Origin of the sequence: Fodinicurvata fenggangensis DSM 21160, from assembly GCF_000686045.1 — a bacterium.
In the GTDB taxonomy this organism is placed as follows: Bacteria; Pseudomonadota; Alphaproteobacteria; order Kiloniellales; family DSM-21159; genus Fodinicurvata; species Fodinicurvata fenggangensis.
Map to the genome: position 1 here is coordinate 199,477 of NZ_JMLV01000003.1, position 25,160 is coordinate 224,636.

At 58.4% G+C, this 25,160-nt stretch carries 25 protein-coding genes; 10 read left to right on the plus strand and 15 right to left on the minus strand.

All coding sequences use genetic code 11. The annotated features are described in order from the left end of the window. Positions 1–5 precede the first annotated feature (5 nt). The 8 genes from BP38_RS0106695 to rpsF form a co-directional block, all read right to left on the minus strand. Positions 6–770: an ABC transporter ATP-binding protein gene (locus BP38_RS0106695; RefSeq protein WP_026987096.1), complete on the minus strand. Its 765-nt coding sequence runs from the start codon at positions 768–770 to the stop codon at positions 6–8. After that, a complete protein-coding gene (locus BP38_RS0106700) occupies positions 767–1,540 on the minus strand; it encodes an MlaE family ABC transporter permease (protein ID WP_026987097.1) in 774 nt (257 codons plus the stop codon). The genes BP38_RS0106695 and BP38_RS0106700 overlap by 4 nt, the downstream gene beginning before the upstream one ends. Continuing rightward, on the minus strand, positions 1,540–2,646 hold the full coding sequence (gene alr / locus BP38_RS0106705; RefSeq protein ID WP_026987098.1) for an alanine racemase: 1,107 nt from the start codon (positions 2,644–2,646) through the stop codon (positions 1,540–1,542). Before alr ends, BP38_RS0106700 begins: the two co-directional genes overlap by 1 nt. Beyond that, a complete protein-coding gene (locus BP38_RS19445) occupies positions 2,636–4,159 on the minus strand; it encodes a replicative DNA helicase (protein ID WP_035724030.1) in 1,524 nt (507 codons plus the stop codon). The genes alr and BP38_RS19445 overlap by 11 nt, the downstream gene beginning before the upstream one ends. Before the next feature lie 109 nt (positions 4,160–4,268). Continuing rightward, positions 4,269–5,498: a class I SAM-dependent methyltransferase gene (locus BP38_RS0106715; protein WP_026987099.1), complete on the minus strand. Its 1,230-nt coding sequence runs from the start codon at positions 5,496–5,498 to the stop codon at positions 4,269–4,271. 230 nt (positions 5,499–5,728) lie between these two features. Next, on the minus strand, positions 5,729–6,361 hold the full coding sequence (rplI, locus tag BP38_RS0106720; RefSeq protein ID WP_026987100.1) for a 50S ribosomal protein L9: 633 nt from the start codon (positions 6,359–6,361) through the stop codon (positions 5,729–5,731). 20 nt (positions 6,362–6,381) lie between these two features. Further along, a complete protein-coding gene (gene rpsR / locus BP38_RS0106725; protein WP_022727480.1) occupies positions 6,382–6,639 on the minus strand; it encodes a 30S ribosomal protein S18 in 258 nt (85 codons plus the stop codon). A gap of 1 nt (position 6,640) precedes the next feature. Continuing rightward, positions 6,641–7,051, minus strand: coding sequence for a 30S ribosomal protein S6 (rpsF, locus tag BP38_RS0106730; protein WP_026987101.1), 411 nt, complete (start codon positions 7,049–7,051; stop codon positions 6,641–6,643). Between the two features lie 355 nt (positions 7,052–7,406). Here rpsF and fabD point away from each other — a divergent pair, with 355 nt between their 5' ends. From fabD to mltG, 5 genes are all read left to right on the plus strand, one after another. Continuing rightward, positions 7,407–8,363, plus strand: a complete 957-nt coding sequence (fabD, locus tag BP38_RS0106735) for an ACP S-malonyltransferase (RefSeq protein ID WP_026987102.1) — start codon at positions 7,407–7,409, stop codon at positions 8,361–8,363. 30 nt (positions 8,364–8,393) lie between these two features. Continuing rightward, a complete protein-coding gene (gene fabG / locus BP38_RS0106740; RefSeq protein ID WP_026987103.1) occupies positions 8,394–9,131 on the plus strand; it encodes a 3-oxoacyl-[acyl-carrier-protein] reductase in 738 nt (245 codons plus the stop codon). Positions 9,132–9,341: 210 nt separating this feature from the next. Further along, on the plus strand, positions 9,342–9,575 hold the full coding sequence (locus tag BP38_RS0106745) for an acyl carrier protein (protein ID WP_022727476.1): 234 nt from the start codon (positions 9,342–9,344) through the stop codon (positions 9,573–9,575). A 67-nt stretch (positions 9,576–9,642) separates the two neighbouring features. After that, positions 9,643–10,908 carry a beta-ketoacyl-ACP synthase II gene (gene fabF, locus BP38_RS0106750; RefSeq protein ID WP_026987104.1) on the plus strand — a complete coding sequence of 422 codons (1,266 nt, stop codon included), beginning with the start codon at positions 9,643–9,645 and terminating at the stop codon, positions 10,906–10,908. A gap of 9 nt (positions 10,909–10,917) precedes the next feature. Continuing rightward, entirely contained in the window at positions 10,918–11,901 is a 984-nt protein-coding gene (gene mltG / locus BP38_RS0106755) for an endolytic transglycosylase MltG (protein WP_026987105.1), read from the plus strand. 6 nt (positions 11,902–11,907) lie between these two features. Here the strand turns inward: mltG and BP38_RS0106760 are convergent, their stop codons facing one another. After that, a complete protein-coding gene (locus BP38_RS0106760) occupies positions 11,908–12,687 on the minus strand; it encodes an SDR family NAD(P)-dependent oxidoreductase (RefSeq protein WP_051609070.1) in 780 nt (259 codons plus the stop codon). Between the two features lie 90 nt (positions 12,688–12,777). Here BP38_RS0106760 and BP38_RS0106765 point away from each other — a divergent pair, with 90 nt between their 5' ends. Together BP38_RS0106765 and gmk are read left to right on the plus strand one after the other, a co-directional pair. Then, positions 12,778–13,677, plus strand: a complete 900-nt coding sequence (locus BP38_RS0106765; protein WP_035724032.1) for a YicC/YloC family endoribonuclease — start codon at positions 12,778–12,780, stop codon at positions 13,675–13,677. An 11-nt stretch (positions 13,678–13,688) separates the two neighbouring features. Further along, positions 13,689–14,327 carry a guanylate kinase gene (gmk, locus tag BP38_RS0106770; protein WP_026987108.1) on the plus strand — a complete coding sequence of 213 codons (639 nt, stop codon included), beginning with the start codon at positions 13,689–13,691 and terminating at the stop codon, positions 14,325–14,327. A 1-nt stretch (position 14,328) separates the two neighbouring features. Here gmk and rsmA read toward each other — a convergent pair whose 3' ends face one another. From rsmA to BP38_RS19455, 4 genes are all read right to left on the minus strand, one after another. Continuing rightward, the gene (gene rsmA, locus BP38_RS0106775) at positions 14,329–15,174 is read right to left on the minus strand and encodes a 16S rRNA (adenine(1518)-N(6)/adenine(1519)-N(6))-dimethyltransferase RsmA (protein WP_026987109.1); all 846 of its coding nucleotides are present in this window, start codon (positions 15,172–15,174) and stop codon (positions 14,329–14,331) included. Then, positions 15,167–16,198, minus strand: a complete 1,032-nt coding sequence (gene pdxA, locus BP38_RS0106780) for a 4-hydroxythreonine-4-phosphate dehydrogenase PdxA (RefSeq protein WP_026987110.1) — start codon at positions 16,196–16,198, stop codon at positions 15,167–15,169. Before pdxA ends, rsmA begins: the two co-directional genes overlap by 8 nt. A gap of 50 nt (positions 16,199–16,248) precedes the next feature. Next, positions 16,249–17,802, minus strand: a complete 1,554-nt coding sequence (locus tag BP38_RS19450) for a peptidylprolyl isomerase (RefSeq protein ID WP_035724039.1) — start codon at positions 17,800–17,802, stop codon at positions 16,249–16,251. A 145-nt stretch (positions 17,803–17,947) separates the two neighbouring features. Next, positions 17,948–20,200 (minus strand): LPS-assembly protein LptD, encoded by a 2,253-nt coding sequence (locus tag BP38_RS19455; RefSeq protein WP_051609071.1) that lies wholly within the window; start codon positions 20,198–20,200, stop codon positions 17,948–17,950. Between the two features lie 312 nt (positions 20,201–20,512). Between BP38_RS19455 and BP38_RS0106795 the strand changes: the two genes are divergently transcribed. Then, the gene (locus BP38_RS0106795; protein WP_026987111.1) at positions 20,513–22,015 is read left to right on the plus strand and encodes a leucyl aminopeptidase; all 1,503 of its coding nucleotides are present in this window, start codon (positions 20,513–20,515) and stop codon (positions 22,013–22,015) included. A 12-nt stretch (positions 22,016–22,027) separates the two neighbouring features. Further along, entirely contained in the window at positions 22,028–22,483 is a 456-nt protein-coding gene (locus BP38_RS0106800; RefSeq protein WP_026987112.1) for a DNA polymerase III subunit chi, read from the plus strand. Positions 22,484–22,514: 31 nt separating this feature from the next. Here the strand turns inward: BP38_RS0106800 and BP38_RS0106805 are convergent, their stop codons facing one another. Further along, positions 22,515–24,401: an ABC-F family ATP-binding cassette domain-containing protein gene (locus BP38_RS0106805; RefSeq protein WP_026987113.1), complete on the minus strand. Its 1,887-nt coding sequence runs from the start codon at positions 24,399–24,401 to the stop codon at positions 22,515–22,517. Between the two features lie 132 nt (positions 24,402–24,533). Here BP38_RS0106805 and ndk point away from each other — a divergent pair, with 132 nt between their 5' ends. Further along, positions 24,534–24,956 carry a nucleoside-diphosphate kinase gene (gene ndk / locus BP38_RS0106810; RefSeq protein WP_026987114.1) on the plus strand — a complete coding sequence of 141 codons (423 nt, stop codon included), beginning with the start codon at positions 24,534–24,536 and terminating at the stop codon, positions 24,954–24,956. Positions 24,957–25,009: 53 nt separating this feature from the next. Here ndk and BP38_RS22150 read toward each other — a convergent pair whose 3' ends face one another. Beyond that, positions 25,010–25,132: an aa3-type cytochrome c oxidase subunit IV gene (locus tag BP38_RS22150; RefSeq protein ID WP_081816510.1), complete on the minus strand. Its 123-nt coding sequence runs from the start codon at positions 25,130–25,132 to the stop codon at positions 25,010–25,012. Positions 25,133–25,160 lie beyond the last annotated feature (28 nt).

The window sequence follows — 25,160 nt, forward strand, 5'->3', positions numbered from 1 at the left end:
ATCTGTCAGAACTGAACCTGGATGGGGCCTTCCGTGTGTCCGGTCACGAACTGTTCCACGTAGGGGTTGTCGGGGTGGTCGAGCTTGTCCGTAGCACCCTTCCACACGATGCGTCCTTCGTACAGCAGGGCCACCTCGTCGGAGATGCGCCGCACACTCGCCATGTCATGGGTGATCGTCAGGCCGGTGAAGCCATACTCGATGATGCATTTGCGGATCAACTGGTCGATCATGTCGCCCATGATCGGGTCCAGGCCCGTTGTCGGTTCGTCGAAGAAGATGATATCGGGCTCTGTCGCGATGGCTCGGGCCAGCCCGACGCGTTTTCGCATGCCACCGGAGAGTTCCGCTGGATAGAATTCGGCTATGTCCGCATCAAGGCCAACGTTGGCAAGATATCGCAAGGAGAGTTCGTGCGCCTTCTTGCGCGACATTCCCTGGTTGTGCAGGGGATAGAAGGCAACGTTCTCCCACACCGGCAGGGAATCGAACAGGGCCGAGCCCTGGAAGAGCATTCCAAAACGAGTACGGAAATTGTCCAGGTGTCGACCATAAAGACCCGTAATCTCTTCACCATTGATATGGATGGTCCCGGAGTCCGGCTGGAGAATGCCGAGAATGCATTTCAAGAGAACGGACTTGCCGCTGCCGGAGCCTCCAATCACAACAAGCGAACTGCCGCTCGGGACATCCAGATTCACGCCTCGCAGCACATGATTGCTGCCGAATGAGATATGGAGATCCCGGATTTCTATTGCTGTGCTGCTCATCGATCGAAGAATAGCCCGGTGACAATGTAATTCGCGCAGAGAATCAGGATTGAGGCAGACACAACGGCGTTCGTGGTTGCGCGGCCAACGCCCTGCGCGCCACCTCGAGAGTGATAGCCGTGATAGCAGCCCATCAAGGTGACAAGCATGCCGAAAACGGCCGCCTTCACCAGCCCCGAAATGACGTCCTGGGCATGCAGGAAGTCCATGGTGTTGTTGATATAGCTGCTGGGATTGAAGCCCAGGCTGTAGATGGAGACCAGGTAACCGCCAAAGACGCCAATGATGTCCGCAATAAGCACCAGTATCGGCAGCATCGTCATACCCGCAATCAACCTGGGGGCAATCAGGTACTTGAAGGGATTGGTGGCCAGTGTCTTGAGCGCATCGATCTGTTCTGTAACCCGCATGGTCCCGATTTCGGCAGCGATGGCCGCGCCGATACGCCCAGCAACCATCAGGCCGGCCAGAACCGGACCGAGTTCACGGGTGATTGAGACGACAACAACGTTGGGTATGGCGCTTTCGGCCGAGAAACGGGCAAAGCCGGTGTAGCTTTGCAGGGCGAGGACCATGCCTGTGAATATGGCGGTCAAGCCAACCACAGGCAGCGAGTAATACCCGATCTCGATCATTTGCCGTGCGATGAGCCGGGGATAGAAGGGCGGGCGAACGCAATGGGAGAGTGCGCGCCCTGTAAAGATAACCAGGCGGCCGGTAATCTGAAGAAAGGAAAGGAAGGTCCGACCCAGCGGCGTCAGGATGGGAATCACGTCGTGTGGTCCAGGTACTGTCTGTGATAACGGAGGCCGAGGTTTGTCAGGATTTCATAGGGAATGGTTCCAGCCTGCTCGGCCAGGCTGTCAACATTCTGATCAGGGCCTAGCAGGTCCACGCTCCGGCCTGCCTGGGCAAGTGCAGGCGGAAGATTGCTGGCGTCCAATGTGATGAGATCCATGGAGACGCGGCCCAGAAACGGCAATTCATATCCTTCCATCCAGGCCCGACCCGTATTGGACAGCGCGCGGTGTAATCCATCGGCGTAGCCTGCCGCAATTGTGGCGACACGCCGGGGCGTATCGGCCGTGTAGGTGGCACCATAGCCAACGCTTTCGCCTGAATCAATCTCGCGCACCTGAAGGATCCAAGCGCTAAGGCGAACAACCGGCTGCATGGGAGTGGGCTGGCCCGGGGTCGGGTTGGCGCCGTAGAGCGCTACTCCTGGCCTTGCAAGCTGAAAACTGTAGTCAGGTCCCAGAAAGAGGCCCGAGGAATTGGCCAGGCTGGCAGGGATTTCCGGCAGAAACGCCTGGATTTGGCGATAACGTTCCAACTGCTCATTGTTCATCGGGTGATCCTGGTCTTCCGCACAGGCCAGATGGCTCATATGCAAACGCAGGTCCAGACCTTGAATCAATTCGGGCCGCTCCTGGAGCGCGAGCCATTCCGTGCGTGAAAGCCCCAGCCGACTCATGCCGGTGTCCAGATGCAGGCCCGCAGGCACCGGATGATTTTCAACGGCTTGCCTGTACCGTTCAATATCGCCGAGGCTGTTGAGCACGGGGCGCAACTGATACTCGGCGTAGTCGGCCTCTGCACCCGGGAAATAGCCGCTGAGCACATAGACGGTCACATCGGGCAAGACACTGCGCAGCCTCATCCCTTCCTCGGGCAGGGCCACGAAGAAGGTGTTCGCGCCAGCTTCCGCCAGTGCAGGACCCACCTGGTCCAGTCCCAGACCGTACGCATCCGCCTTTACGACCGCTGCACAACGCGCTGGTGCAGCCTGTTCGGCCAGGCGGCGATAGTTCTGTTGCAGGGCCGTCAGGTCTATTGTGAGCAGGGCGCCCGCGCGGGCCGGGACATCAGCGTGCATCGGGCAGATGATCGTCGGGTATGAAGTCGCTGAAGCGTGTGGTGTCCCCTTCGAAGGCCAGGGTCCGAATGCCGATGGGGCCATGACGCTGTTTTGCGACGATGACTTCGGCCAGGCCATAGGCGGCTTCACAACGCTGTTGCCAGCGCTGATAGCGTTCCTGGTACTTGTCTTCGGCCTCGTTCTCACGATGCACAGGTTCGGCACGCTCCAGATAATATTGCTCTCGGTAGACGAACATGACCACGTCGGCGTCCTGTTCGATCGACCCGGATTCCCTCAAGTCCGCGAGCTGCGGTCGCTTGTCCTCGCGTTGCTCCACAGCGCGGCTCAACTGGGACAGTGCAATGACCGGCACATCCAGATCCTTGGCCAGGGCTTTGAGGCCACGTGTGATGTCTGAAATCTCTTGCACGCGATTGTCCGAACGGGTTCCTGCTGGAACGGACATGAGCTGCAGGTAGTCCACGACAATAAGGCTCAGTCCATGCTGGCGCTTCAGGCGACGGGCACGAGTCCGCAGAGCCGGGATATTGATGGCCGGTGTATCGTCAATGAACAGGCGCAGGTTCTGCAGGTTCCGGCTTGCTTCGAAGATGCTTTCGAATTCTTCCTGATTGATCTCGCCCTTGCGCAGGGAATCCGAGCGCACGCCAGACTGTTCCGACAGGATGCGGGAGGCCAACTGATCTGCCGACATTTCCAGCGAGAAAAAGGCCACGCTTTCGGGAACTTCATAGGCCTGTCCGTTCTCGTCGCGCTCCACCCGCTTGGAGCGGGCAACGTTGAAGGCGATGTTGGTGGCAAGTGCGGTCTTGCCCATGGAGGGACGGCCCGCAAGGATCAGCAGGTCCGACTTGTGTAGTCCGCCCAGAAGCTTGTCCAGGTCGGTGAAGCCTGTCGATACACCGGCCAGGTCACCGTCTCGCCGGTAGGCGGCCTCGATCAGGCCCACGGCCTCGCTGAGTGCATTTCCGAATCCCTGCAGTCCACCTTCGGACAGCCCGGTTTCAGCCAGCCTGTAGAGCCTTTCTTCGGAACCTTCGATCTGTTGCAAGGCATCGGAATCCAGGGAATGCTCGTAAGCTTTGTTGACGATATCCTCGCCCAGTTCGATCAGTTCGCGACGCAGGTACAGGTCGTGGATGATGCGGCCGTAATGCTTCACATCGACGATGTTGACGTATGAGGCCTGCAGTTCGGCCAGATATTTAGCACCGCCGACATCAGCCAGGGCGCCATCCTGCTCGAAGTGATTCTTGAGCGTGATGGCTGTCGCCAACTGGCCACGTTCGATCAGGGTACGGCAAGCTTCGAAAAGACGTGCATGTGCTGGATCGGTGAAGTGGTCCGGCTGCAGGAAACCGGCAACCTTCTCGTAGGCATGATTGTTGGCCAGTATTGCTGCCAGTAAGGCCTGTTCCGCTTCTAAGTTGCTGGGCGGCATCCGTTCCGGAAACGCGGAGTCCGTACCGGAAACGGCACTGAGATGTGGGCTGCTCTGTGCTTCCATGATCCTGACTGTAACAGGTCCGTCCAGCCTTGGCGTGGCTTTCAGGCCTGTGGATAATATAAATTAGCGGGGATAACTCTGTCCTGATATCCCCGCGGGGAGAAGCTCATTATTCGGCAGCCCTGACTTCCAGGTTCTGTGCCTTGTTTTCCCACTCGTACATGTAGTCGCGTGTCAGGGGGACGGCTTCAAGGTTCTTGGTAAGCTGGATCTGGAATACACAGAGCCCCTCGTAGCGGAAGCCCATTTCGCTCCCGGCCAAATACGTCTCCCACATGCGGCAGAAGCGTTCGTCGTAAATACGGGCGACTTCCTTGCGGTTTTCCTGGAAGCGCTCATACCAATTCCGCAGCGTTTCCGCGTAATGCAGACGCAGGACCTCAATATCGGTCGTTATCAGGCCACTTTGCTCTATGACACCGGTGACTTCCGAGAGCGAGGGCAGGTCAGCCCCCGGGAAGATATACTTGCGGATGAAAGGGTTGACGGGAGCTGGCTCGTCCAGCCGGCCAATAGTGTGCAATAGGCAGACACCGTTGTCATCCAGAAGGTCACGGACCTTTGCAAAGAACTCCGGGTAGTTTCCCTTGCCTACATGCTCGAACATGCCGACAGAGACGATTCGATCAAAGGGTCCCGTCACGTTCCTGTAATCTTCCAGTTGGAAGCGGCATCGGCTTTTAAGACCTGCGTCGGCGGCACGCTTTTCACTGAGATTGTGCTGCTCGACACTCAGGGTCACGCCGGTCACATCACAATCCGCGACCTTTGACAGATAGAGGCCCATTCCCCCCCAGCCGGAACCGATGTCGAGAACCTTCAAGTCCGGCTGGTCGAGCAGCAGCTTGGCCGCGATATGCCGTTTCTTGTCCTCTTGCGCTTTCTCGAGTGAGTTCCCCGGGTCAGTGAAATAGGCACAGGAGTACTGCCGGTCACTGTCCAGGAACAGGTCATAGAGTTCGCCGGACAGGTCGTAGTGATGGGCGACGTTCTTCTGAGCCTTGCCAATTGGATTGAACTGTTTCAGGCGTCTGGTTTGACGAAATAGCTGGTTGGTGGCCTGGAACAGGGCTTGGGATTCCAGGGTCTTGTAGTTTGAGAAAACGACATGGAACACATGACGAATGTCCTCATCCATCGTCAAGGTGCCGTCCATGTAAGCTTCCGGTACATACAAGGCCGGGTTCAATGCCAGCGACCATTCCAACGACTTCCGGTGTAGTCGGATGGTGCAACTGGGCTCCTCGCCCGAACCGTAGGTTTCCGTTTTCCCCTCTGCGTCGACAAGGCGGATGGTACCTTTATGCACCATCTTTGCCAGCATGCTCTTGAATAGCATTTTCAGGCTCCACGATCTCGATGCGGACAGACTGGTGATGCCCCTCACGTGCTTGTCCGTCAGCATTCCTATCCTTCAACGACTCGCGTCGTCACGCTGCTATAATTATTTGCCTTTTAGGAAGGGAAACGCAAGAGGAGGGGATCCAGTGGGCCCGAGAAACGAAAATGGCGGCCGTTTCCGGCCGCCATTTTCGTGCTTGGAACGTCTGCTCTAAGACGGAGAAGGGCTCAGCCGAGCTCTTTCTGCTCTTCGCCCTCGTCGTCCTGTTCCTGTGAAACCTCGGTTTCCGCTTCCGCTTCCAGCACTTCGGCTTCGGCTGCACGCTCGAGTGCTTCCGCTTCCGCAGCTTCTTCCTGAGCCTGCTGCTCCTCGAAGCTGACAAACTTGCCGGCCTTCTGCTGCAACTCGGCTTCACTCTGAGAGCGGGCAACATTGATGGTCACGACGACAGACACTTCCGGATGCAGGCGCACCCGTATGTCGTGCAGGCCAAGGGACTTGATGGGACGGTCCTGGATGACCTGATTGCGTGTGACCGTTGCACCGGCTTCCGTAATGGCTTCGGCAATGTCCTTCGAAGAGACAGAGCCGTAGAGCTGACCGGAATCGCCTGCCTGACGGATGATGATGATCTGCAGGCCGTCAAGCTTCTTGGAGACATCTTCAGCCTCCTGACGGCGCTTGAGGTTCTCGGCTTCCAGCTGGGCACGCCGCTGGCGGAAAACCTCAAGGTTTTTCTCGTTGGCCCGCAGGGCCTTGCTCTGAGGAAGCAGGAAATTCCGGGCAAAACCATGGCGAACCTTCACGACGTCGCCCATCTGACCCAGATTTTCAATGCGTTCCAGAAGAATAACTTCCATTGTTCTCTCCCGCTCAGCAATCAGCTGATGGTGTAGGGCAGAAGCCCGAGGTAACGCGCGCGCTTGATGGCGCGTGCAAGCTCACGCTGCTTCTTGCTGGAAACGGCGGTGATGCGGCTCGGGACGATCTTGCCGCGTTCTGATATGAACCGCTGCAGCAAACGCACGTCCTTGTAGTCGATCTTCGGCGCGTTGGGGCCGGAGAAGGGGCAGGACTTGCGGCGACGGAAAAAGGGACGGCGCGGTGCGCCACCACGGCTTACGACTTGTACACTCATATCAGTTCTCCTCCCGGCGTGGGCGTCCACCGCCACGACCGCGATCGTCACGGCCGCGTTCATCGCGACGTCCGCCACGGCCACGTTCATCGCGCGACTGCATCATCGGTGACGGCTCGGGATCCAGTTCCTTGACCTTCACGGTCATGTAGCGAAGCACATCCTCATTATAGCGCATGACGCGCTCGAACTCATGGATGGCGGGCGAAGGTGCATCAAGGCTGAAGAGGACGTAGTGCCCCTTGCGGTTCTTCTTGATCTTGAAGGAGAGGTTCTTGAGGCCCCAGTATTCACGCTTGGCGATTTCGCCGCCCTGATCCTTGATCAGCTGTGCGAATTCGTCAGTCAGCGATTCCACCTGGGCCGCAGAGATATCCTGGCGTGCAATGAACACGCTTTCATAATACGGCATTGAGGTGCTCCTTGCGGCTGTTAACGGCCCGGTGCCCCGAACTGCTTTCGGCGGCGTTCCGGCCCTAGCCGATCCCGTCATTTATGCGTTTGCGACAAAGAGAGGGAACCGGCAAGGAGATTCAGATTTTCACGTCTGAGTCTGAAGGCGCGCACTATACATTTCTTGCGGCTGTCTGCAAGCACTGGAAACATATTGAAGCGTGGCACGATGCTGCTACGGGCCGGGAGGCTGGAAAGGCTGGCCTCGTGCCGGTCCGCTGGTTGGCTTGACAGTCACATGTGCGACGTTATCAGTAGCTAACATTGTCCTGGAAGAGGGCAATAATTCTGAACAGACAGAAACGGGGTATCCCATGCAGCGCGCCTTTGTTTTTCCCGGTCAGGGCAGCCAGAGTGTCGGAATGGGGCGGGAGCTTGCCGAGGCCTTTCCCATGGCGCGCATGGTTTTCGAGGAAGTGGATGACGCGCTTTCCCAGAACCTCTCGCGCCTGATGTTCGAGGGGCCAGCCGATGAGCTGACCCTGACCGAGAACGCCCAGCCCGCACTGATGGCGGCGAGCCTGGCGGTGGTGCGCGTGATCGAGGAAGAAATTGGCGGCCCGCTTTTCGACAAGGCCAACTATGTCGCGGGCCATTCGCTTGGGGAATATTCCGCCCTGGCTGCCGTGCGCACGCTCAGTCTGGCGGAGACGGCCCGCCTGCTCAAGAAGCGCGGGCAGGCCATGCAGGAAGCCGTGCCCGTTGGCACCGGTGCCATGGCGGCCTTGCTGGGACTCGAGATGGCGACCGTGCAGGATATCGCAGAGAAGGCTGCAGAGGACGAGGACGGCAATCGCCAAGTGTGCACCCCGGCAAACGACAATGCGCCAGGACAGATTGTGGTCAGCGGCCACAAGGAGGCCGTGGAACGCGCTGTCAAACTGGCGGCCGATGCCGGCGCGAAGCGCAGTGTGCTCTTGCCGGTGTCCGCACCCTTCCACTGCCCGTTGATGGCGCCGGCAGCCGATGTAATGGCGGAGGCGCTGGCCGAGGTGGTTTTTGCGGTTCCCCCCGTTCCGCTTATTGCCAATGTTTCAGCAGAGCCTGTGCAGGAGCCCGAGACCTTGCGGCGCCTGCTGGTCGAGCAGGTCACTGGAATGGTCCGCTGGCGCGAAAGTGTGTTGGCCATGAAAGAGGCGGGCGTGGAGTCCATTGTAGAGCTGGGCGCAGGGAAGGTCCTGACTGGACTTACAAGGCGCATCGACCGCGAGCTCAAGGGAACGGCGGTTGGAGCCCCAGAGGATATTGAGGCCTTCCTGAAAAGCCTCTAACACCATGCAACAGCAAGAAAGGCGCGGAACATGTTTGACCTGACAGGACGCGTGGCATTGGTCACGGGCGCTTCCGGCGGAATTGGCGGAGCTATCGCACGTGCGCTTCATCAACGAGGCGCCAAGGTGGCCCTGTCCGGTACCCGGCGTGAAGCACTTGATTCGCTTGCCGCCGAGATGGGCGAGGGGACGGCGGTCCTGCCCTGTGCCCTGGATGACGCAAAGGCTGTGGCGGCTCTGCCGGGGCAGGTAAGCGAAGCCCTCGGCGGTTTTGACATTCTTGTGAACAATGCGGGCCTGACACGTGACAATTTGGCCATGCGCATGAAGGACGAGGATTGGGACCAGGTGATGGCTGTCAACCTGACGGCGGCCTTCCGGTTGAGCCGCGCCGCCCTGAAGCCGCTGATGAAGAATCGCTGGGGACGGATTATCGGGATCACTTCCATTGTCGGGGTGACAGGCAATCCGGGACAAACCAACTACGCCGCCTCGAAGGCCGGCATGATCGGGTTCTCCAAGTCCCTGGCCGGAGAAGTGGCCACGCGCGGGATCACGGTCAATTGCGTGGCGCCAGGGTTCATAGAGACCGCCATGACCGATGTCCTGAATGACGAGCAGAAAGAGAGAATGCTGGCTTCCATTCCTGCGGGAAGACTGGGGTCTCCCCAGGATGTCGCGGCGGCCTGTGTCTACCTAGCCAGTGACGAGGCCGGTTACATGACGGGCCAAACCTTGCATGTTAATGGCGGGATGGCCATGATATAGCCGCCTAGGACCCCTGTTGCCCGGGCAGGGTACAAAGTCGTGCTGCGAATGGTCAGGAGCGTTGGCAAGAAGTTTATACCTGTGCTAATAGGCGCCGCCAGTATCGGCAGAGCAGCGGTATCAGAGGCAAAAGAGCCGAAAATGCCGTGCAGGGGACCGAACAGAATACGAAAGACACTTCAGCTTTAGCTTTTTGGGGATTAGACAATCATGAGCGATGTCGCGGAACGCGTGAAGAAAATCGTTGTTGAGCACCTCGGTGTGGAGGAATCCAAGGTCACGGAGGATGCCAGCTTCATTGATGATCTCGGTGCCGACAGCCTCGACACGGTTGAGTTGGTCATGGCGTTTGAGGAGGAGTTCGGCTGCGAAATCCCCGATGATGCCGCTGAGAAGATCGTGACCGTCAAGGACGCGATCAATTTCATCCAGGAGAACACCTGAGCATGATTGAAGCGTCCGGCTGGTCTGGACGCTTCAATCCCTCTCGGGTGCTGAGTGTCTTTTCAGTATGAGAAGAGTTGTCATAACGGGCCTCGGACTGGTCACACCGGTTGGGACCGGGGTTGAATATGTCTGGAAGCAACTGCTTGAAGGCAAGTCGGGAATAGGGCCGGTTGAAGGCTTCGACATTTCCGATCTTCCATCCAAAATCGCCGGCAGTCCACCAGTCGGCAATGCTGCCGAGGGCGGATTCAATGCTGACGAGTGGATGGCGCCCAAGGACCAGCGGAAGAACGACCGCTTCATCGTCTATGGCATGGCAGCGGCAGATCAGGCCATCATGGACGCCGGCTGGGCGCCTCAGGATGAGGACAGCCTGGAACGTACGGGTGTGATGATCGGGTCCGGAATTGGCGGTCTGGAAACGATTTATGAAGGCGCGTTGACTGTAAAGGAGCGTGGGCCACGCAAGCTGTCACCCTTCTTCATTCCAGCCGTGCTGATCAATCTCGTTTCCGGGCAGGTTTCCATAAAATACGGATTCAAGGGGCCCAACCACTCCGTTGTGACGGCCTGCTCGACCGGAGCTCACGCCATTGGCGACGCAGCGCGCCTGATCATGATGGACGATGCGGACGTCATGATTGCCGGCGGTGCGGAAGCGGCAATCTCGAGAATCGGACTGGCTGGATTTTGCGCATCTCGTGCGTTGAGCACCGGATATAACGATACACCCAACAAGGCGTCACGTCCCTGGGACAAGGGCCGGGATGGTTTTGTCATGGGCGAGGGCTCCGGGGTTCTGGTGCTCGAGGAGTACGAACACGCCAAGAAGCGCGGCGCCAAGATCTATGGTGAAGTCGTTGGCTATGGACTTTCGGGTGATGCCTACCATGTCACGGCGCCCCCCGAGGATGGAAATGGCGGTTACAGGGCCATGCGTGCCGCCCTGAAACGTGCAGGCATTTCCGCGGAGGATATCGACTATATCAATGCACATGGCACCTCGACCCCATTGGGCGATATCATCGAACTGGGGGCAGTCAAGCAGCTGTTCGGTGAGTCCGTGAATCGCGTGAAGATGTCGTCAACCAAGTCCGCGATCGGGCATCTGCTGGGGGCTGCGGGGGCTGTCGAGGCTATCTTCTGTATTCTCGCGTTACGAGACGGCGTGGTGCCTCCAACCCTCAACCTGGATGATCCAGCACCTGAGGCCGAGGGGGTGGACCTTGTTCCGCACGAACCAAAGGAATGGAAAGTGCGCTATGCGCTTTCGAACTCCTTCGGGTTTGGCGGAACGAACGCCAGCCTCATTCTTTCCTCGGCCAGCTAGCGCTTCATTATGCGAGGTGCGCTTCGCTTTTTCCTGGTCCTCATTGTAACCGGCGCGCTCCTGCTCGCCGTTGCCGGACTGCTTGCCTATCAGGCCTATGAAGGCGAAGGCCCGGTCAAAGAAGAAACCGTTGTGCTTATTGATCGCGGCAGTGGCGTGCGCAGCATTGCCGCCGAACTCAAGGAGCAACAGGTCATTGATGATGCCCTGGTCTTCCAGGTGGCGGCCCGCCTTACCGGCAAGGCAGGACGTCTTCAGGCAGGGGAGTATGAATTTCCCCCAGGGACATCTTTGAGAGAAGTCCTGGATAAACTGGAAAGTGGTGATTTTGTCGTGCGGCAGGTCACGATTCCCGAAGGACGCACGTCTTATGAAGTCGTGGCCTTGCTTGAGGGGATCGAGGTCCTTGAGGGCGATATTCCTGAACTGCCGCCTGAGGGTTCTCTCCTGCCTGAAACCTACCACTACCAGTGGGGTGACACCCGTCAGGCCTTGATTGAACGCATGCAGCAGGACATGCAGGCGCTTGTCCAGGAACTCTGGCCCGAACGTATCGATGGATTGCCGCTGGAAACGCCGGAGGAGGCTATCACCCTGGCATCGATTGTCGAAAAGGAAACGGCAGTGGCCAGCGAGCGCCCGATGGTGGCCAGCGTTTTCATCAATCGCTTGCGCCGGGACATGCCGCTTCAGTCGGACCCGACGGTCATCTATTCCCTGACCGATGGAAAAGGGCCCTTGGATCGGGAGTTGACGCGCAAGGACTGGGAAGTCGAAGACCCCTACAACACCTATTACGTCAATGGACTGCCCCCCGGCCCGATTGCCAATCCCGGCCGGGAGTCCCTGGAAGCCGTCCTGGATCCAGCCGAAACGGACTATATCTATTTCGTTGCCGATGGAACGGGCGGACACGCCTTCGCCCAGTCCCTGGATGAGCATAACAGGAATGTCCGAAACTGGCGTCGCATTCGCGACGGTGAGGACGAGTAGCCGGCTTCATGCCTTCCGCGGCAAGCGCGCAAGCAGACTGTCTGTCAAGCCGACCGGCAGCACGCCCAGCATCCAGGCTGCAAAATAGGTAGGGAAGGGGAAGGCAATGCGGGCGCGGTTTCCAGCCAGGCCGCGTGCTATGATACCGGCAGCTTTCTCGGCCGACATCAGGAATGGCATTGGGAAGTCGTTCACGTCCGTCATTGGCGTTCTCACATATCCTGGACAGATGACATTGACCGCGAGTCCCTGCGGTGCCAATTCGCCGCGCAGGGCTTCGCCCCAGATGCGCACCATCGCCTTCGACCCACAATAGGCGGGCGCGCCCGGGAATCCCCTGAAAGCGGCCAGTGAAGACATCAGGGCGATCTGGCCTTTGCCTCTGGACTTCATCCGCTCGAGGGCGGGCATTACGCTGTTCACAAGACCCCTGCAGTTTGTCTCGAGAATCTGGTGGGTCTGCTCTTCGGTTTCTCCCCCATTGCCTGTTCCGGCAGAGATGCCCGCGTTGGCAATCATCAGCTCCAGCGGCTTCCAGTCGTCGGCTTGTCGCACCCAGTCTTCGCAATCTTCCCTGGAGCAGATGTCCAGTGGAGTCGCCCGAACATCTGCTCCCTTGTTCCGGCAAGACTGCGCGACCCCGTCCAATCGCGCCTTGCTGCGTCCGGACAGGCTCAAGTGGCTGCCGCGCTCGGCATAGTACTCGGCCAGGGCCGCCCCCAGGCCGCTGGAGGCTCCGGTGATCATCACATGGCCTGGAACTGGGTGCTTGTCGCGGAACAGCATGGTGGGACTCCTCTGCAGGTTGCCGTTACCCCTTCAGACGGTTATTAAGTGGCGCCTTTTCCAAAGTAACTCACAGGTTGGTATCACCTCATGACCTCTTCAGCCATTGCCTCCATGACCGGATTTGCCCGCGTTCAGGGAGGAAACGACCTCTACTCCTGGATTTGGGAGGTCAAGAGTGTGAACGGCCGCGGTCTCGAGATTCGCTTTCGCGGCCCCCAAGGCTTCGACAGCCTGGAGCCGGACTTGAGGAAACGGCTCAAGACGCGGCTTCAGCGGGGAAATGTGAATATTTCGCTGTCTCTCAAGAAGCTGACTCCTCAATCCCGGGTTAGCGTCGATGAGGCCTTGTTGGAGCGGCTGGCCGGCCTCTGTGATCGTCTTTGCCAGGATTATGATGTAGCGCCGCCCAGGGCGGATGGGCTTCTTGCCTTGCGCGGGGTCCTTGAGGTTCAGGAGGAGAATGAGGACGAGGCGATTCGTCAGGCTATGGAAAGAGCCCTGATGGATGACTTCGACCAGGCCCTGGACAATCTGGAACAGGCACGCCTGGCTGAAGGCCAGCAGATGGGGGAACTTCTGAAAGGACACCTTGAGCGGATTTCCCAGTCGGTCAGCGCGGCCGAACAGCTGGAAGTGACGCGTCCCGAGGCCATGCGCGCACGACTGAGCCAGCTCATGCATCAACTGCTGGACGCTTCGGGCGGAGAGCTGCCTGAGGATCGCTTAAGCCAGGAAGCAGCCTTGCTGGTCAGCAAGGCGGATGTGCGCGAAGAGCTTGATCGGCTGAAAGCGCATGTTTCGGCAAGTCGGGAGCTTTTGGAAAGTGGCGGCGCTGTGGGGCGAAGGCTGGATTTTCTCTGTCAGGAATTCAATCGGGAAGCTAACACCCTGTGTTCTAAGTCTCCCGACCCCGAACTGACGACCTTGGGGCTGGACCTGAAGGCAACAGTCGACCAACTGCGTGAGCTTGTGCAGAACATCGAGTGAATGAGGCAAGGATGGACGAGAGCGGAATCAGACGGCGCGGCCTCATGCTGGTGCTATCTTCCCCTTCAGGTGCGGGGAAGACGACCATTTCACGCGAGATCCTGAAGGAGGACGGCAACCTGATCCTGTCGGTTTCCGCAACGACCCGACCGAAGCGACCGGGTGAGCGTGATGGTGTGGACTATCACTTTGTCGATGAATCGGCCTTTCGAAACATGGCGGATAGCGGAGAGCTGTTGGAGCACGCGCAGGTCTTCGATCGATATTACGGAACACCTCGCAAGCCTGTGGAAGACGCCCTTTCTGCTGGTCGCGATGTCCTGTTCGACATCGATTGGCAGGGAACCCAGCAACTCAGCGGCAAAATGTCCAAGGATCTCGTCAGGATTTTCATCCTGCCACCTTCACAGGACGAACTCGAGCGACGTTTGCATACGCGTGCACAGGACAGCCCAGACGTCGTGAAGTCGCGGATGGAGAAAGCGGCAGACGAGATGAGTCATTGGGATGCCTATGACTATATCATCGTGAATGAGCAGCTGGAACGTTCGGTGGAGCAGGTGCGCTCCATCCTGACGGCGGAACGCCTGAGGCGTGACCGCCTGCTCGGGCTTGAGGATTTCGTGCACCGTCTGCGTACGACAGGTTGAATCAGCTGTTAGAAAGGCGCCGGGCCAGCGCGCAGAAATCCTCTATTTCCAGTTCCTCTGCTCGCGCCGTTTCCTGGAGGCCAAGCTCTCCCAGCACCTCTGCAGCCTGGGGAAACAGGCCTTTCAGGGATTGGCGCAGCATCTTGCGCCTCTGGCCAAAAGCTGCCGCGGTCACCTGCTCCAGCGCCTCAAGTCGACAGTCGGCACGTGGCCTGGCGCGGGGAATCAGGCGAACAACCGAGGAAGTCACCTTTGGCGGTGGGGTGAAGGCTCCCGGGGCAATGTCGAACAGCAACTCCGCTTCGCAGAGCCATTGTGTAAGGATGGCAAGTCGTCCGTATGCCTTGTTACCCGGTGATGCGGTGATGCGTTGCGCCACTTCTTTCTGGAACATCAGGACCATGCATTCCACACAGTCCGGACTGCGGTGAATGGCGTGGAGCCAACTGATCAACAGCGGCGTGGCAATGTTATAGGGAAGGTTGGCAACAATCTTCCGCGGCACCTGTCCCAATGTGTCTATGGGGACTTCCAAAGCGTCGCCGTTGAGAAGTTCAAGCCGTCCCTTGCTGGCACTGCGTGTATCCTCCAGTGCTTCCAGGCATCGTGAATCCTTCTCCACGGCAAGGACCTGGCGGGCTCCCGCCTGTAGCAAGGATCGGGTCAATCCCCCAGGCCCAGGTCCGATCTCGATCACACTTCCAGCACTCAAGTCGCCAGCCGCACGAGCTATGCGCCCGGTAAGATTGAGGTCGAGCAGGAAATTCTGCCCCAGGCTCTTGCGCGCGGCCAGGCCATGGCGGGCGATCACTTCGCGCAGAGGAGGCAGGTCCTCCAGTTCAGTCATGATGGGGTGGCACAGATGACTGGGAACGTGCGTATGCCATGCTGGTTGCCATCTCCAGTGCGGCCAGCAGGCTCGAGGGGTTGGCCTTGCCTTGTCCAGCAATGTTGAAGGCCGTTCCATGGTCGGGTGAGGTACGCACGATGGACAGTCCCAGTGTCACGTTTACAGCTTTATCAAAGTCCAGGGTCTTGATGGGGATGAGGGCTTGGTCATGATACATGCAGATAACGGCATCGTAGGTGCTGCGTGCCTGTTCATGGAACAGGCTGTCTGCCGACTGTGGCTCTTCAATGCAAAGGCCGCGTTCCCGCAAGGTCTTGACGGCTGGCAGGAGTGTTTCGATTTCCTCGGTTCCCATGGCGCCACTTTCACCCGCATGTGGGTTGAGCCCGGCAACGGCCAGACGTGGCGATTTTATGGAAAAGTCCGATAGAAGCGCTTGGTGCGTCACTTCGGCTGCATGAAGTATCGCTGCCCTGGACAGCTTTCCGGGAACCTCTCTCAAAGGAATATGGATGGTCACCGGCACCACACGCAACCGCTCGGAGGCCAGCATCATGACCGGCGGATGCTCGCTTGAGGAAAGGGCCGCCAGGTACTCTGTGTGTCCGGGGTAGGCAAAGCCACAGGCGTAGAGACTGTCCTTGTGGATCGGATTGGTGACCAGAGCTGACGCCTGGCCGGCGGTCACCGCTGCATGTGCCTGCTCTATGGCAGCTATAACGGCGGTGCCGTTGCGGCTGTCAGGGGTACCGGGAAGGGATGGCGAATGCAGCGGAATATCCAGGACGGGCAGGGCCTCCGGAAAGATGTTCCGTGCCCTCGAAAGGTCCTGGATTCGTTCTATCGGGATTTTGCAATTCAGCCGGTTCGCCTCTTGTTCCAGAAGCTCGGCAGATCCGAAAAAGACAAATCCCGGGCAGAGTGACTGCCGGTGATGGGCCCAGCATTTCAAGGCGATTTCAGGTCCAATGCCAGCCGGATCGCCCATGGTCAGTGCGATTGGGGCTGGCGCTGTCTGCATCGATTTATCCTTGCTGTTCCCGTGCACCGGCAGTCCGGTTTCAAGGGGAGTCACATCCTGATATCGATATTGGCTGAGCGCCGCAGGTCGCGCAGGTAACGGTCGGACTTGCGATTGATCTGCTCGCGCCTCAGGCTTTCCGCCACCTGCTGCTCCAACTCGCTGCGTTCCTCCTGCATTTCGGGCTGTTCGGTGATCGGCTCCATATCCTCGGACATCAGGTCTTCAGCGGCGGAGTTTTCGGCGCTCTCCTGCTCTTCCTCGACCTCAGGAGCTTCCGCTTCATCGTCGGCCATTGGGCGTGGATCGATGTTGCTCTGGAACTGTGCAGCAACGTCGGGTGCGGGAGGGGCCTGTCGCTGCTGCGGGCTTATGGCAGTTACGGGGTTTCCATTGGAATCAACGCGTTCACAGACAAACAGCACACTGACCGCACCGCTCATCCCCAGCGGCGGGCTGGGTTGTCCGACCGGCAGGCGGAGCAGAAGGTTCTGGAGTTGCTCGGGCATCTCAGAGGCTACGACCCGTCCCATGTCACCGGAGCCGGGCATGCCGATTTCCTCGGCAAGCTGGTTTGCCTGTTCGCATCCCTGGAGGCCCTGGACGCGCTCAGACAGGTTCTCGGCGGCCTGTTCCTCTTCGCCTTCTGGGGCCTCCACGATGATCTGGGTCAAACGCAGTCGCGCATTGCGCAGTTGTTCGACCGTCGGCCCTTGAGGCTCTGTGCGGCGCGGTTGTTCCGGCTCTCGTGGCGCGACACGTTCAACTTCTCCCTGGGCATTGATCCGCCGCCTGTCGATGACAGCAATGATGTAATAGCCATTGACGGCCTCTATGGGTCCCGCCAGATCATTGCGCCCCATGTCCTCCACTTCACGGGCAACATCCGGATCCAATTCGGTGGGCAGGACCCAGCCAAGATCGCCACCGCGGGCGGCTGTCGGGGATTGTGAAAACTGGCGGGCCAGGCTTCTGAAGTCTGCTCCGCGCCTGACTTCCCGGAATATCTGCTCGGCCAGTTCTCGAACCTCGCCCCGCTCGGAGGGGCTGTCGAACGGGAGGAAGATTTCGGCCACACGCACCTGAGACTGGTTACTGGTTTGCTGGAACTGCTCCAGAGCGAACTCGATTTCCTCCTGGGTGATTTGTACCTCAGGAACAACACGGGCCGATAGGACACGATTCCAGGCAATTGTGGTGCGCACTTGCTGACGGAGGGTGGATGGCGCAATGCCGTTCTGCTCAAGCATGCGGTCGAATTCCTCGACCGTGCTGCCATTGCGCTGCGCGATCTCCTCGACGGCCGCTTCGACTTCGGCTTCGGGGACTTCCAGAGCCAATCTTTCTGCTTCCTGCCTCTGCAGGCGCTCGTCGATCAACTGGCGCAAGACCTGCGGGGCCAGGTTCTGCCGCGTTTCCTCGTTGTTTGGAAGGCCGCTGGAAAGCAGGGACAGCTTCAGGCGCTGATCAAGGTCCAGCTGGGAAATGACCTGATCATTCACGACAGCCGCTGCGCTCAGGGTGTTCTGTGCTTCAGCCTCTTGTGTGGTGCCATGAGCCACCATCAAGAATGCACTGAGCGCGAGGGCAAAAATCTTTCTCATAAGCTATCCATCTCCAGCCATACAGGCGGCACAGTCTGCGGCAATTAAGCTATCCTGTCCAAACAGGTTCGTACGTAAGTATAAATGGCATCCGCAGCAGGAACAATCAGACGTGTCCCCTGACTTGTAGCATGAACTTTACTGATCATTGAGGGCGGTCTCCCCCACTGCTGTGATCAGTGCCAAATGCGCCAAGGTATTTGAGGCTGATGCGGATCCCAAATGTGTCTTCGGGTTCAATTTCACGATTCCGGAAGCGGCGGCGTTCAAACCCTGCAAACAGTGTAAAGCATTCGTCCTCGTAGATGAGATTGGCTCCCGTGCGCGGAAAATAGTCATTCACGAAGTCATGCTGTGTAAAAAGGCGAACGCGCCAATGGTCGGACAAGCGGCTGGTTAAAGCCAACCTGACCTGTTCACGTGGGCCATAACGGCTGCTCTCCGATGTTTCCTTGAAGTTCATGTAGCTGCCGCTAACGCGGAACTCCGGGATACCGGCCCTGAAGCGTGCTTCCTGTTGCTTGAACTCCAGTGTGTCCTGGTCCAGACGGAAGCGATAGAGCAAGTCAAGTTCACGGAAAGGCTGAATGCGGACACGCCCCACATAGTCGGAGCTGTTGGATCGCAAGCCGCTGCCTTCGGAGAAGTCCTCATTCTCCTGAAAGCGATAGCTCTGGCCGATGAACGCTTCACTGTAGAACTGGGAGTATGTGGAAAAACTGTATTTCATGCCGTAATCGATACGGCTTCCCTTGTCCACGCGGTCCAGGCCGGCAAAGCGATTGAGGGCAAATAGATTGGTGTCGTCGAATTCGACATCCAGGCTGTCTTCGTTGGGAATTCCGTCATAGTTGCCGAAGTTCGGGGCTGCTACAGCCTGGACGATAGGTTCGAAGGTCTGCTGGAAAGCCTCGGATTGTGCAACCCAGGGGTAGCGCCATTCCATGGACAACTGAGGGAAGACGCGGCCGGCAAAATCCGAGCCCTCAGTGGGTTGAGGGTCAAAGGAAGTGGAGCCGGGATAATGATCGTTCGTCCAGTAACCGTCTGTACGCAGGCTTGCCCGGATGTTGTAGACATCACCGATTGCGCCCATGAACGACTGGTTCCATGCGGTACCCAGAGATAGCCGCCGAACTTCACGCCCCCTTTCGCGCACAAGCGAGAGAAAGTTGGCATCCAGTTCATAGAATCCACTGCCCCAAACAGGCTCACTGACATGATTCCAGTCCAGCATCGGAGCCACGATGGGTTGCCGTGACGTGGACACCAGATCGGTCAGTGACTGGAAGGCAAGCGCATTGGCCGCGAAATAATCCCGACCTTCCAACCTTTCCGCGAACAGATGACTTTCATAGAGTTGTTCTTCGTCATCCAGGTTGACATTGTAGACCTTGGGATAACTTTCGTCAGTGGCGCGACGAATATCGAACCCGGCCCGCCAGGTGTCCGACAGGTCAAAACGTCCCATGGCATCGATATGGCCCCGGAACTCGTCTTCCTTCAGCTCACCCCTGGAGTCGACCAGATCGGCTTGTGTGCCGGAGACAGTTGTTTCGAGAATACCATTCTCGAATATTTTCCTGAACTCCGTTGAGAGTTGCAGCCCCTGGTTTGCCGTATACATGGGCGTGATGGTGACATCACTGGTCGGGCCGGTTACCCAATAGTAGGGAACCCTTCCATAATACCCCAAAAACTCATCACTGCCATATTCCGCTGCCAGAATTCCGCTCTTGCGGTCAACGGTCCAGTCGGCATGCGAGAAATAGGGGGTGTAGAAAGCCGGCATGCCGAAGAATTCCAGGCGCGCGTTGCGGTAGCGCATCTCCTGGTCTTCCTTGTCGTGAATCGCGCGATCGGCCTTGATTTGCCACAGCGGGGCGGCTTCGGGGTCTTCCTTGCAGGGCAGGCACGGGCTGAAGACACCTTGACGGAAGACGGTCCTGTTGTCGTTGGTGCGCACCGCATTGTCCGCGGCAATCCGGGTGTTGTCCGTCAGCAGGATGCGGACGTCCCGCACGAATGCTTCCTTCATGTCACTGGTGATCTCGACATATTCGCCGAAGATGACCTCACCGCCAGGCTCGACCAGGGCAACATTACCCGTCGCCGACGCGACATCCGTGTTGGTGTTGTAGGTAACGGTATCGGCCAACAGTACACGGTCACCCTGGGAGAGCTCGACATTTCCCGAGGCAGTCAGGATGCCCGTATCCTCGTCGTTGCTGACTGTGTCGGCGCGCAGAAGGGCGCGTTCATCCTGTTCTTCGGAATTGCTTGCGGCCGGTGTGGTTTGCGCGGCAACCGGACTGGTCGATTCGACCAGGAATGGCGTCAGCAGTGCCAGAATGGCGCCCCCGGAATAAAGAATGTTCTTAAGCGTTCCAGAGTTCATTGTGACTCTGATGTCCCCCCTGAGCTCACGGCAAGACCAACATGGCCACCTAGGCCCGCCTGGTTCCCTATCCAAGCAGACCTGTACTGTCGCTTGAAGCGCAAAGTGACGCCAGCGTCAACCAACCTTGTCCACTGGAATTGAGAAAATGCGCGATTGCATGGAATAAGGCGTCCATCAGGGGCACTGAATTCCGGCATGGTTTGTCCGGGGGCACTACCCGGTTGGGCTGCCTGAAAAGTTAGGGGTTTAGCTTGTCGGGCGCTCGTCCTATCTTCATGTCCATCCGCCAAGAAAAGCGAGGAAGAATAGATGAAGATCGGTTTTTCAGCACCCGACGTACCGGGCAAGGGGACAGTTGTCGTGACCGTCCAGGAAGACGGGCAGCTCGGCGAGATCGGTGCAGAACTGGATCGGACGTCCAATGGAAGCCTGACCCGTGCCTTGGGGGCAAGCAGACGCTTTCAGGGCAAGAAAAGCGAGTTTCTCGATGTCCTGGCCCCTCAGGGGCTTGAGCTGGATCGAATCGTTCTCGCCGGCATCGGCAAGCCATCTGAGAATGGTGTGCTGGACTGGGAAGCACTTGGCGGAAACCTGCTGGCCCATTTGAACCAGGCCGGGGTCTCCAAGGCGGTGCTGTTGCTGGAATCTCAGAATGGGGGAAAGGTTGCCCAGGAACAGCAGGCAGCCCATGCGGGATACGGTGCAAGCCTGCGCAATTATCGTTTCGACCGCTACCGCACGCGGGAAAAGGAAGACAAGAAGCCGACCCTGGAAGCACTGACCCTGGGTTTGAAGGAACACAAGGCAGCTGAAAAAAATTACCAGGATCTGGAGAAACGGGTTCCGGGTGTTTTTCTGGCGCGAGACGTCATATCCGAGCCCGCCAACATCATCTATCCGGAGAGCTTCGTCGAAAGGGCCCGCCAGCTTGAAAAACTGGGCGTCAAGATCGAAGTGCTGGGCGAGGACGAGATGCGTGAACGGGGCATGCATGCTCTGTTGGGGGTCGGAGAGGGCTCGCAAAGAGATTCGCAGCTCCTGGTCATGACCTGGCAAGGCGCCGGAACGAAGAAAGATGATTTCCCGGTTGCCTTCGTTGGCAAGGGGGTCTGTTTCGATACCGGTGGCATTTCCATCAAGCCGGCGGCTGGCATGGAGGACATGAAATGGGATATGGGCGGGGCCGGGGTGGTCCTGGGCCTGATGCATGTCCTCGCTTCCCGCAAGGCAAAGGTGAACGCGGTCGGTGTTTGCGGTCTTGTCGAGAACATGCCGGACGGGCGGGCCCAGCGGCCGGGCGATATCGTCACCTCCATGTCCGGACAGACCATCGAGATCATCAATACGGATGCCGAGGGACGTTTGGTTCTGGCAGACGCGCTCTGGTACGTACAGGAGCGCTACAAGCCCAAGACGGTCATCGACCTGGCAACCTTGACCGGGGCGATCCTGGTGGCTTTGGGCAAGTCGCAGGCCGGACTTTTTTCCAATAACGAGGATTTGGTGGCCAGCCTCGAGAAGGCCGGAGAGGCCACCTCGGAAGCTGTCTGGCACATGCCGATGAGTGAGGAGTTCGATCAACTACTCAACACTGATGCCGCCGACATGAAGAACACAGGCAACAGATGGGGCGGTTCCATTACGGCGGCCCAGTTCCTGAAGCGCTTCATTCAGGACGGTGTCTCCTGGGCTCATCTGGATATTGCCGGTGTCACCTGGTCCGAGAAGGATAAGCCGACTGTACCAAAGGGCGCGACGGCTCACGGCGTGCGTCTTCTGGATCGCTATGTGGCGGACAACCTGGAAAACTGATGGACGTGAAGGGTGGCTGAGGTTCGTTTCTATCACCTGACAGCGACGACCCTCGAGTCCGCCCTGCCCAAACTTCTGGAAAAAACGCTGGAACGAGGCAAGCGGGCGGTTGTCCTGGCGCGTTCAGAAGAGCGCGTCGAAGCGCTCTGTTCGCATCTGTGGAGCTACAATGACCGTTCGTTCCTGCCCCATGGCACGCGCCGGGACGGCTTTGCCGAGCAACAACCGATCTGGCTTAGTGAACGCGATGAGAATCCGAATGGCGCCCAATACCTCTTTCTGACGGATGGCGCGGTCAGTGAACAGATGGAAGCGTTCGAGCTTTGTGCCCTGCTTTTCGATGGCAGGGATGCAGAGGCGCTGCAGGCCGCGCGCGCAGAATGGAAACGCTGCAAGGATTTGCCATTGGAACTGACCTACTGGCAGCAGGACGAGCAGGGGCAGTGGCAAAAGAAACAAACGGGCTGATCTGGACTGCGCACGGCTGGAGCGCGCTGTTTCAACCTGCCGTTTCCAGCCTTTCCTGCGTCTTCAGCCAGTCTTCTTCCAGTTGGGAAATATCCTGCACCAGTTCCGCATGCTGCTTCTGCAAAAGGGCGGCGCGTTGCGGATCGTTCGTGTAAAGGGCTGAGTCCGCCATTTCGTCTTCCACCTTCTGCTTCTGCTCCCCTAGCTTGGCCAGTTTGCGCTCCATGGCCTTGGCAGACTTTCGGAGTTCTGCCAGTGCCGCGCGGTTCTGCGCAGCTTCACGGCGTTGTTCCTTGCGCGACTGACCAGAGGGTGTGCGCGCCTTGTCTTCTTGCGAGCGCCGACGCTCCTCGCGGCGCTGGTCCAGCAGAAGCTGCCGGTATTCCTCCATGTCGCCCTGATAGCTTTCAACGGACCCGTTCTGAACCAACCAGAGCCGTTCGGCGACCGTTTCGACCAGATAGGCATCGTGACTGACCAGGATTATCGCGCCTTCGAAGTCATTGAGCGCTTCCATCAGGGCATCGCGTGCATCGATGTCCAGGTGGTTGGTAGGCTCGTCCAGTATCAGCAGGTGTGGGTTCTCACGACTGATCAGGGCAAAGAGCAGGCGGGCCTTCTCCCCCCCACTCAACTTATTCACGGGTGTTTCCGCATGATTTCCGGAAAACCCGAAGCGCCCCAGATGGTTCCTGATGGCCTGGGGCTTGGCTTCCGGCATCAGGCGCGCAAGATTCTCGATGGGAGTCGCGCTGTAATCCAGTTCCTCACTTTGATCCTGGGCAAAATAACCCACACGCAGTTTGCCCGAGTTGTGCTTATTTCCAGCCAATGGAGAAAGCCGCCCGGCCAGCAGTCTGGCCAGGGTCGATTTGCCGTTGCCATTCGCACCAAGCAGGGCAATGCGGTCATCCAGGTCAACGCGCAGGTTCAGGTTGCGCAGTACCGGGGGGTCCGGAGGGTAGCCAACCTCGGCATTCTCGAGTGTGATGATGGGGGGTGCCAGAGGTTCAGGTTTCGGAAAGTTCAGGGAAACCTTATGGTCATCCACAACCGTTGTAACGGTCTGGAGCCGCTCCAGCATCTTGATCCGGGATTGAGCCTGCTTGGCCTTGTTGGCCTTGGCCCGGAAGCGGTCCACGAAGGCCTGGATGTGCTTGCGCTGTGCTACGACCTTCGCGTTATAGGCGGCTTCGTGTTCGAGCTTTTCCTGACGTGTACGTGCGAAGGTATCGTAGTTGCCGTTATAGAGCGTGAGCTTTCCGCCTTCCAGGTGAAGGACGTGATCGGGAATGTTGTTGAGCAGCTGACGGTCGTGACTGATCAGCAGGAGTGTGCCCGGGTAATTGGCCAGGTAGTTCTCGAGCCACAGTGTTGCTTCCAGGTCCAGATGGTTGGTCGGCTCGTCGAGCAGCAGCAGATCTGGTTCTGAAAAGAGCAGGGCAGCCAGGGCCACACGCATCCTCCAGCCGCCTGAATAACTGGAGCAGGGGCGATTCTGGGCCGCCTCGTCAAACCCGAGGCCAGCCAGGATGCGACTTGCGCGCGCCGGGGCACTGTCGGCGCGTATTGTGGTCAGGCGCTCGTGGATTTCTGCAATACGCATGGGGTCGGCCGCGCTTTCTGCTTCCTTCAGGAGGGCCGTGCGTTCCCGATCAGCTTTCAGGACCGTGTCGATCAGGCTGGTTTCGCCGCCTGGTGCCTCCTGTGCGACCTGTCCTATGCGGCGCCGCCCCGCCAGTGTGATCTCTCCCCGGTCGGGAGACAGACTTCCGTCGATCAGGCGGAACAGGGTGGTTTTGCCGGTTCCGTTACGCCCAACGATTCCAACGCGCCACTTCTCGGAAAGCGTGGCGGAGGCTTTCGCAAAGAGCGCGCGCCCTTCGACGTTGTACTCAAGATTGTTGATATGGAGCATGTTTCAGATTGTTCGCAACTTACTGTCAGGTATGGCGGTCTTTTACAAAGGTCAGGCCGGCGTGGTTGTCGTTACCGCTTTGGGCCAGTATAAGGCGCGCGACATTCACGCCAGCAGGAGATTTACACGATCATGGCCAAGGAACGCACTCTTTCAATCATCAAGCCGGATGCGACCCAGCGCAACATCACCGGGAAGATCATCGACCGTCTGGAATCGGCAGGTCTGCGCGTGGTGGCTCAAAAGCGCATCAAGTTGAGCAAGGATCAGGCCGAGGGCTTCTATGCAGTGCACAAGGAACGCCCTTTCTTCAATGACCTTGTTTCCTTCATGACCTCAGGGCCTGTCGTTGTCCAGGTTCTGGAAGGCGATGATGCCATCGCCAAGAACCGGGAAGTCATGGGGGCGACCAACCCTGCCGAGGCGGCGGAAGGAACCATTCGTGCCGACTTTGCCGAAAACATCGAAGCAAATTCGGTTCATGGTTCCGATTCCCCGGAGACGGCCAAGCAGGAGATTTCCTTCTTCTTCAAGGATGAGGAAATTGTCGGCTGAGCTGCTCAGGCAGCTGCAAAAAAAAGGCGGGACTGGGTCCCGCCTTTCTTGTCTTAGGCCAGGAATAATCCCATCAGGATCAGCACGATGGCCACGATGGCAGAGCCAACAGAGGCAAACTTGAGAAAACCTGAATAAGTCGACTTGTGGTCCTGCAACATGCGGTCTTCGTTCATCTTCTTCCCCCTGACAGAGTGGTTCGGC

Coding starts and splice junctions, on each gene's coding strand:
- rsmA (WP_026987109.1), bottom strand. CDS start 15,174: ATGACTGAACTGGAGGACCTGCCTCCTCTGCGCGAAGTGATCGCCCGC.
- BP38_RS19445 (WP_035724030.1), bottom strand. CDS start 4,159: ATGGAAGCACAGAGCAGCCCACATCTCAGTGCCGTTTCCGGTACGGAC.
- BP38_RS0106760 (WP_051609070.1), bottom strand. CDS start 12,687: ATGCTGTTCCGCGACAAGCACCCAGTTCCAGGCCATGTGATGATCACC.
- ndk (WP_026987114.1), top strand. CDS start 24,534: ATGGCCAAGGAACGCACTCTTTCAATCATCAAGCCGGATGCGACCCAG.
- BP38_RS19450 (WP_035724039.1), bottom strand. CDS start 17,802: ATGAGAAAGATTTTTGCCCTCGCGCTCAGTGCATTCTTGATGGTGGCT.
- rplI (WP_026987100.1), bottom strand. CDS start 6,361: ATGGAAGTTATTCTTCTGGAACGCATTGAAAATCTGGGTCAGATGGGC.
- rpsF (WP_026987101.1), bottom strand. CDS start 7,051: ATGCCGTATTATGAAAGCGTGTTCATTGCACGCCAGGATATCTCTGCG.
- BP38_RS0106745 (WP_022727476.1), top strand. CDS start 9,342: ATGAGCGATGTCGCGGAACGCGTGAAGAAAATCGTTGTTGAGCACCTC.
- mltG (WP_026987105.1), top strand. CDS start 10,918: ATGCGAGGTGCGCTTCGCTTTTTCCTGGTCCTCATTGTAACCGGCGCG.
- alr (WP_026987098.1), bottom strand. CDS start 2,646: ATGCACGCTGATGTCCCGGCCCGCGCGGGCGCCCTGCTCACAATAGAC.
- rpsR (WP_022727480.1), bottom strand. CDS start 6,639: ATGAGTGTACAAGTCGTAAGCCGTGGTGGCGCACCGCGCCGTCCCTTT.
- BP38_RS0106805 (WP_026987113.1), bottom strand. CDS start 24,401: ATGCTCCATATCAACAATCTTGAGTACAACGTCGAAGGGCGCGCGCTC.
- gmk (WP_026987108.1), top strand. CDS start 13,689: ATGGACGAGAGCGGAATCAGACGGCGCGGCCTCATGCTGGTGCTATCT.
- BP38_RS0106765 (WP_035724032.1), top strand. CDS start 12,778: ATGACCTCTTCAGCCATTGCCTCCATGACCGGATTTGCCCGCGTTCAG.
- fabF (WP_026987104.1), top strand. CDS start 9,643: ATGAGAAGAGTTGTCATAACGGGCCTCGGACTGGTCACACCGGTTGGG.
- fabG (WP_026987103.1), top strand. CDS start 8,394: ATGTTTGACCTGACAGGACGCGTGGCATTGGTCACGGGCGCTTCCGGC.
- BP38_RS22150 (WP_081816510.1), bottom strand. CDS start 25,132: ATGAACGAAGACCGCATGTTGCAGGACCACAAGTCGACTTATTCAGGT.
- BP38_RS0106715 (WP_026987099.1), bottom strand. CDS start 5,498: ATGCTATTCAAGAGCATGCTGGCAAAGATGGTGCATAAAGGTACCATC.
- BP38_RS0106695 (WP_026987096.1), bottom strand. CDS start 770: ATGAGCAGCACAGCAATAGAAATCCGGGATCTCCATATCTCATTCGGC.
- fabD (WP_026987102.1), top strand. CDS start 7,407: ATGCAGCGCGCCTTTGTTTTTCCCGGTCAGGGCAGCCAGAGTGTCGGA.
- BP38_RS19455 (WP_051609071.1), bottom strand. CDS start 20,200: ATGAACTCTGGAACGCTTAAGAACATTCTTTATTCCGGGGGCGCCATT.
- BP38_RS0106795 (WP_026987111.1), top strand. CDS start 20,513: ATGAAGATCGGTTTTTCAGCACCCGACGTACCGGGCAAGGGGACAGTT.
- pdxA (WP_026987110.1), bottom strand. CDS start 16,198: ATGCAGACAGCGCCAGCCCCAATCGCACTGACCATGGGCGATCCGGCT.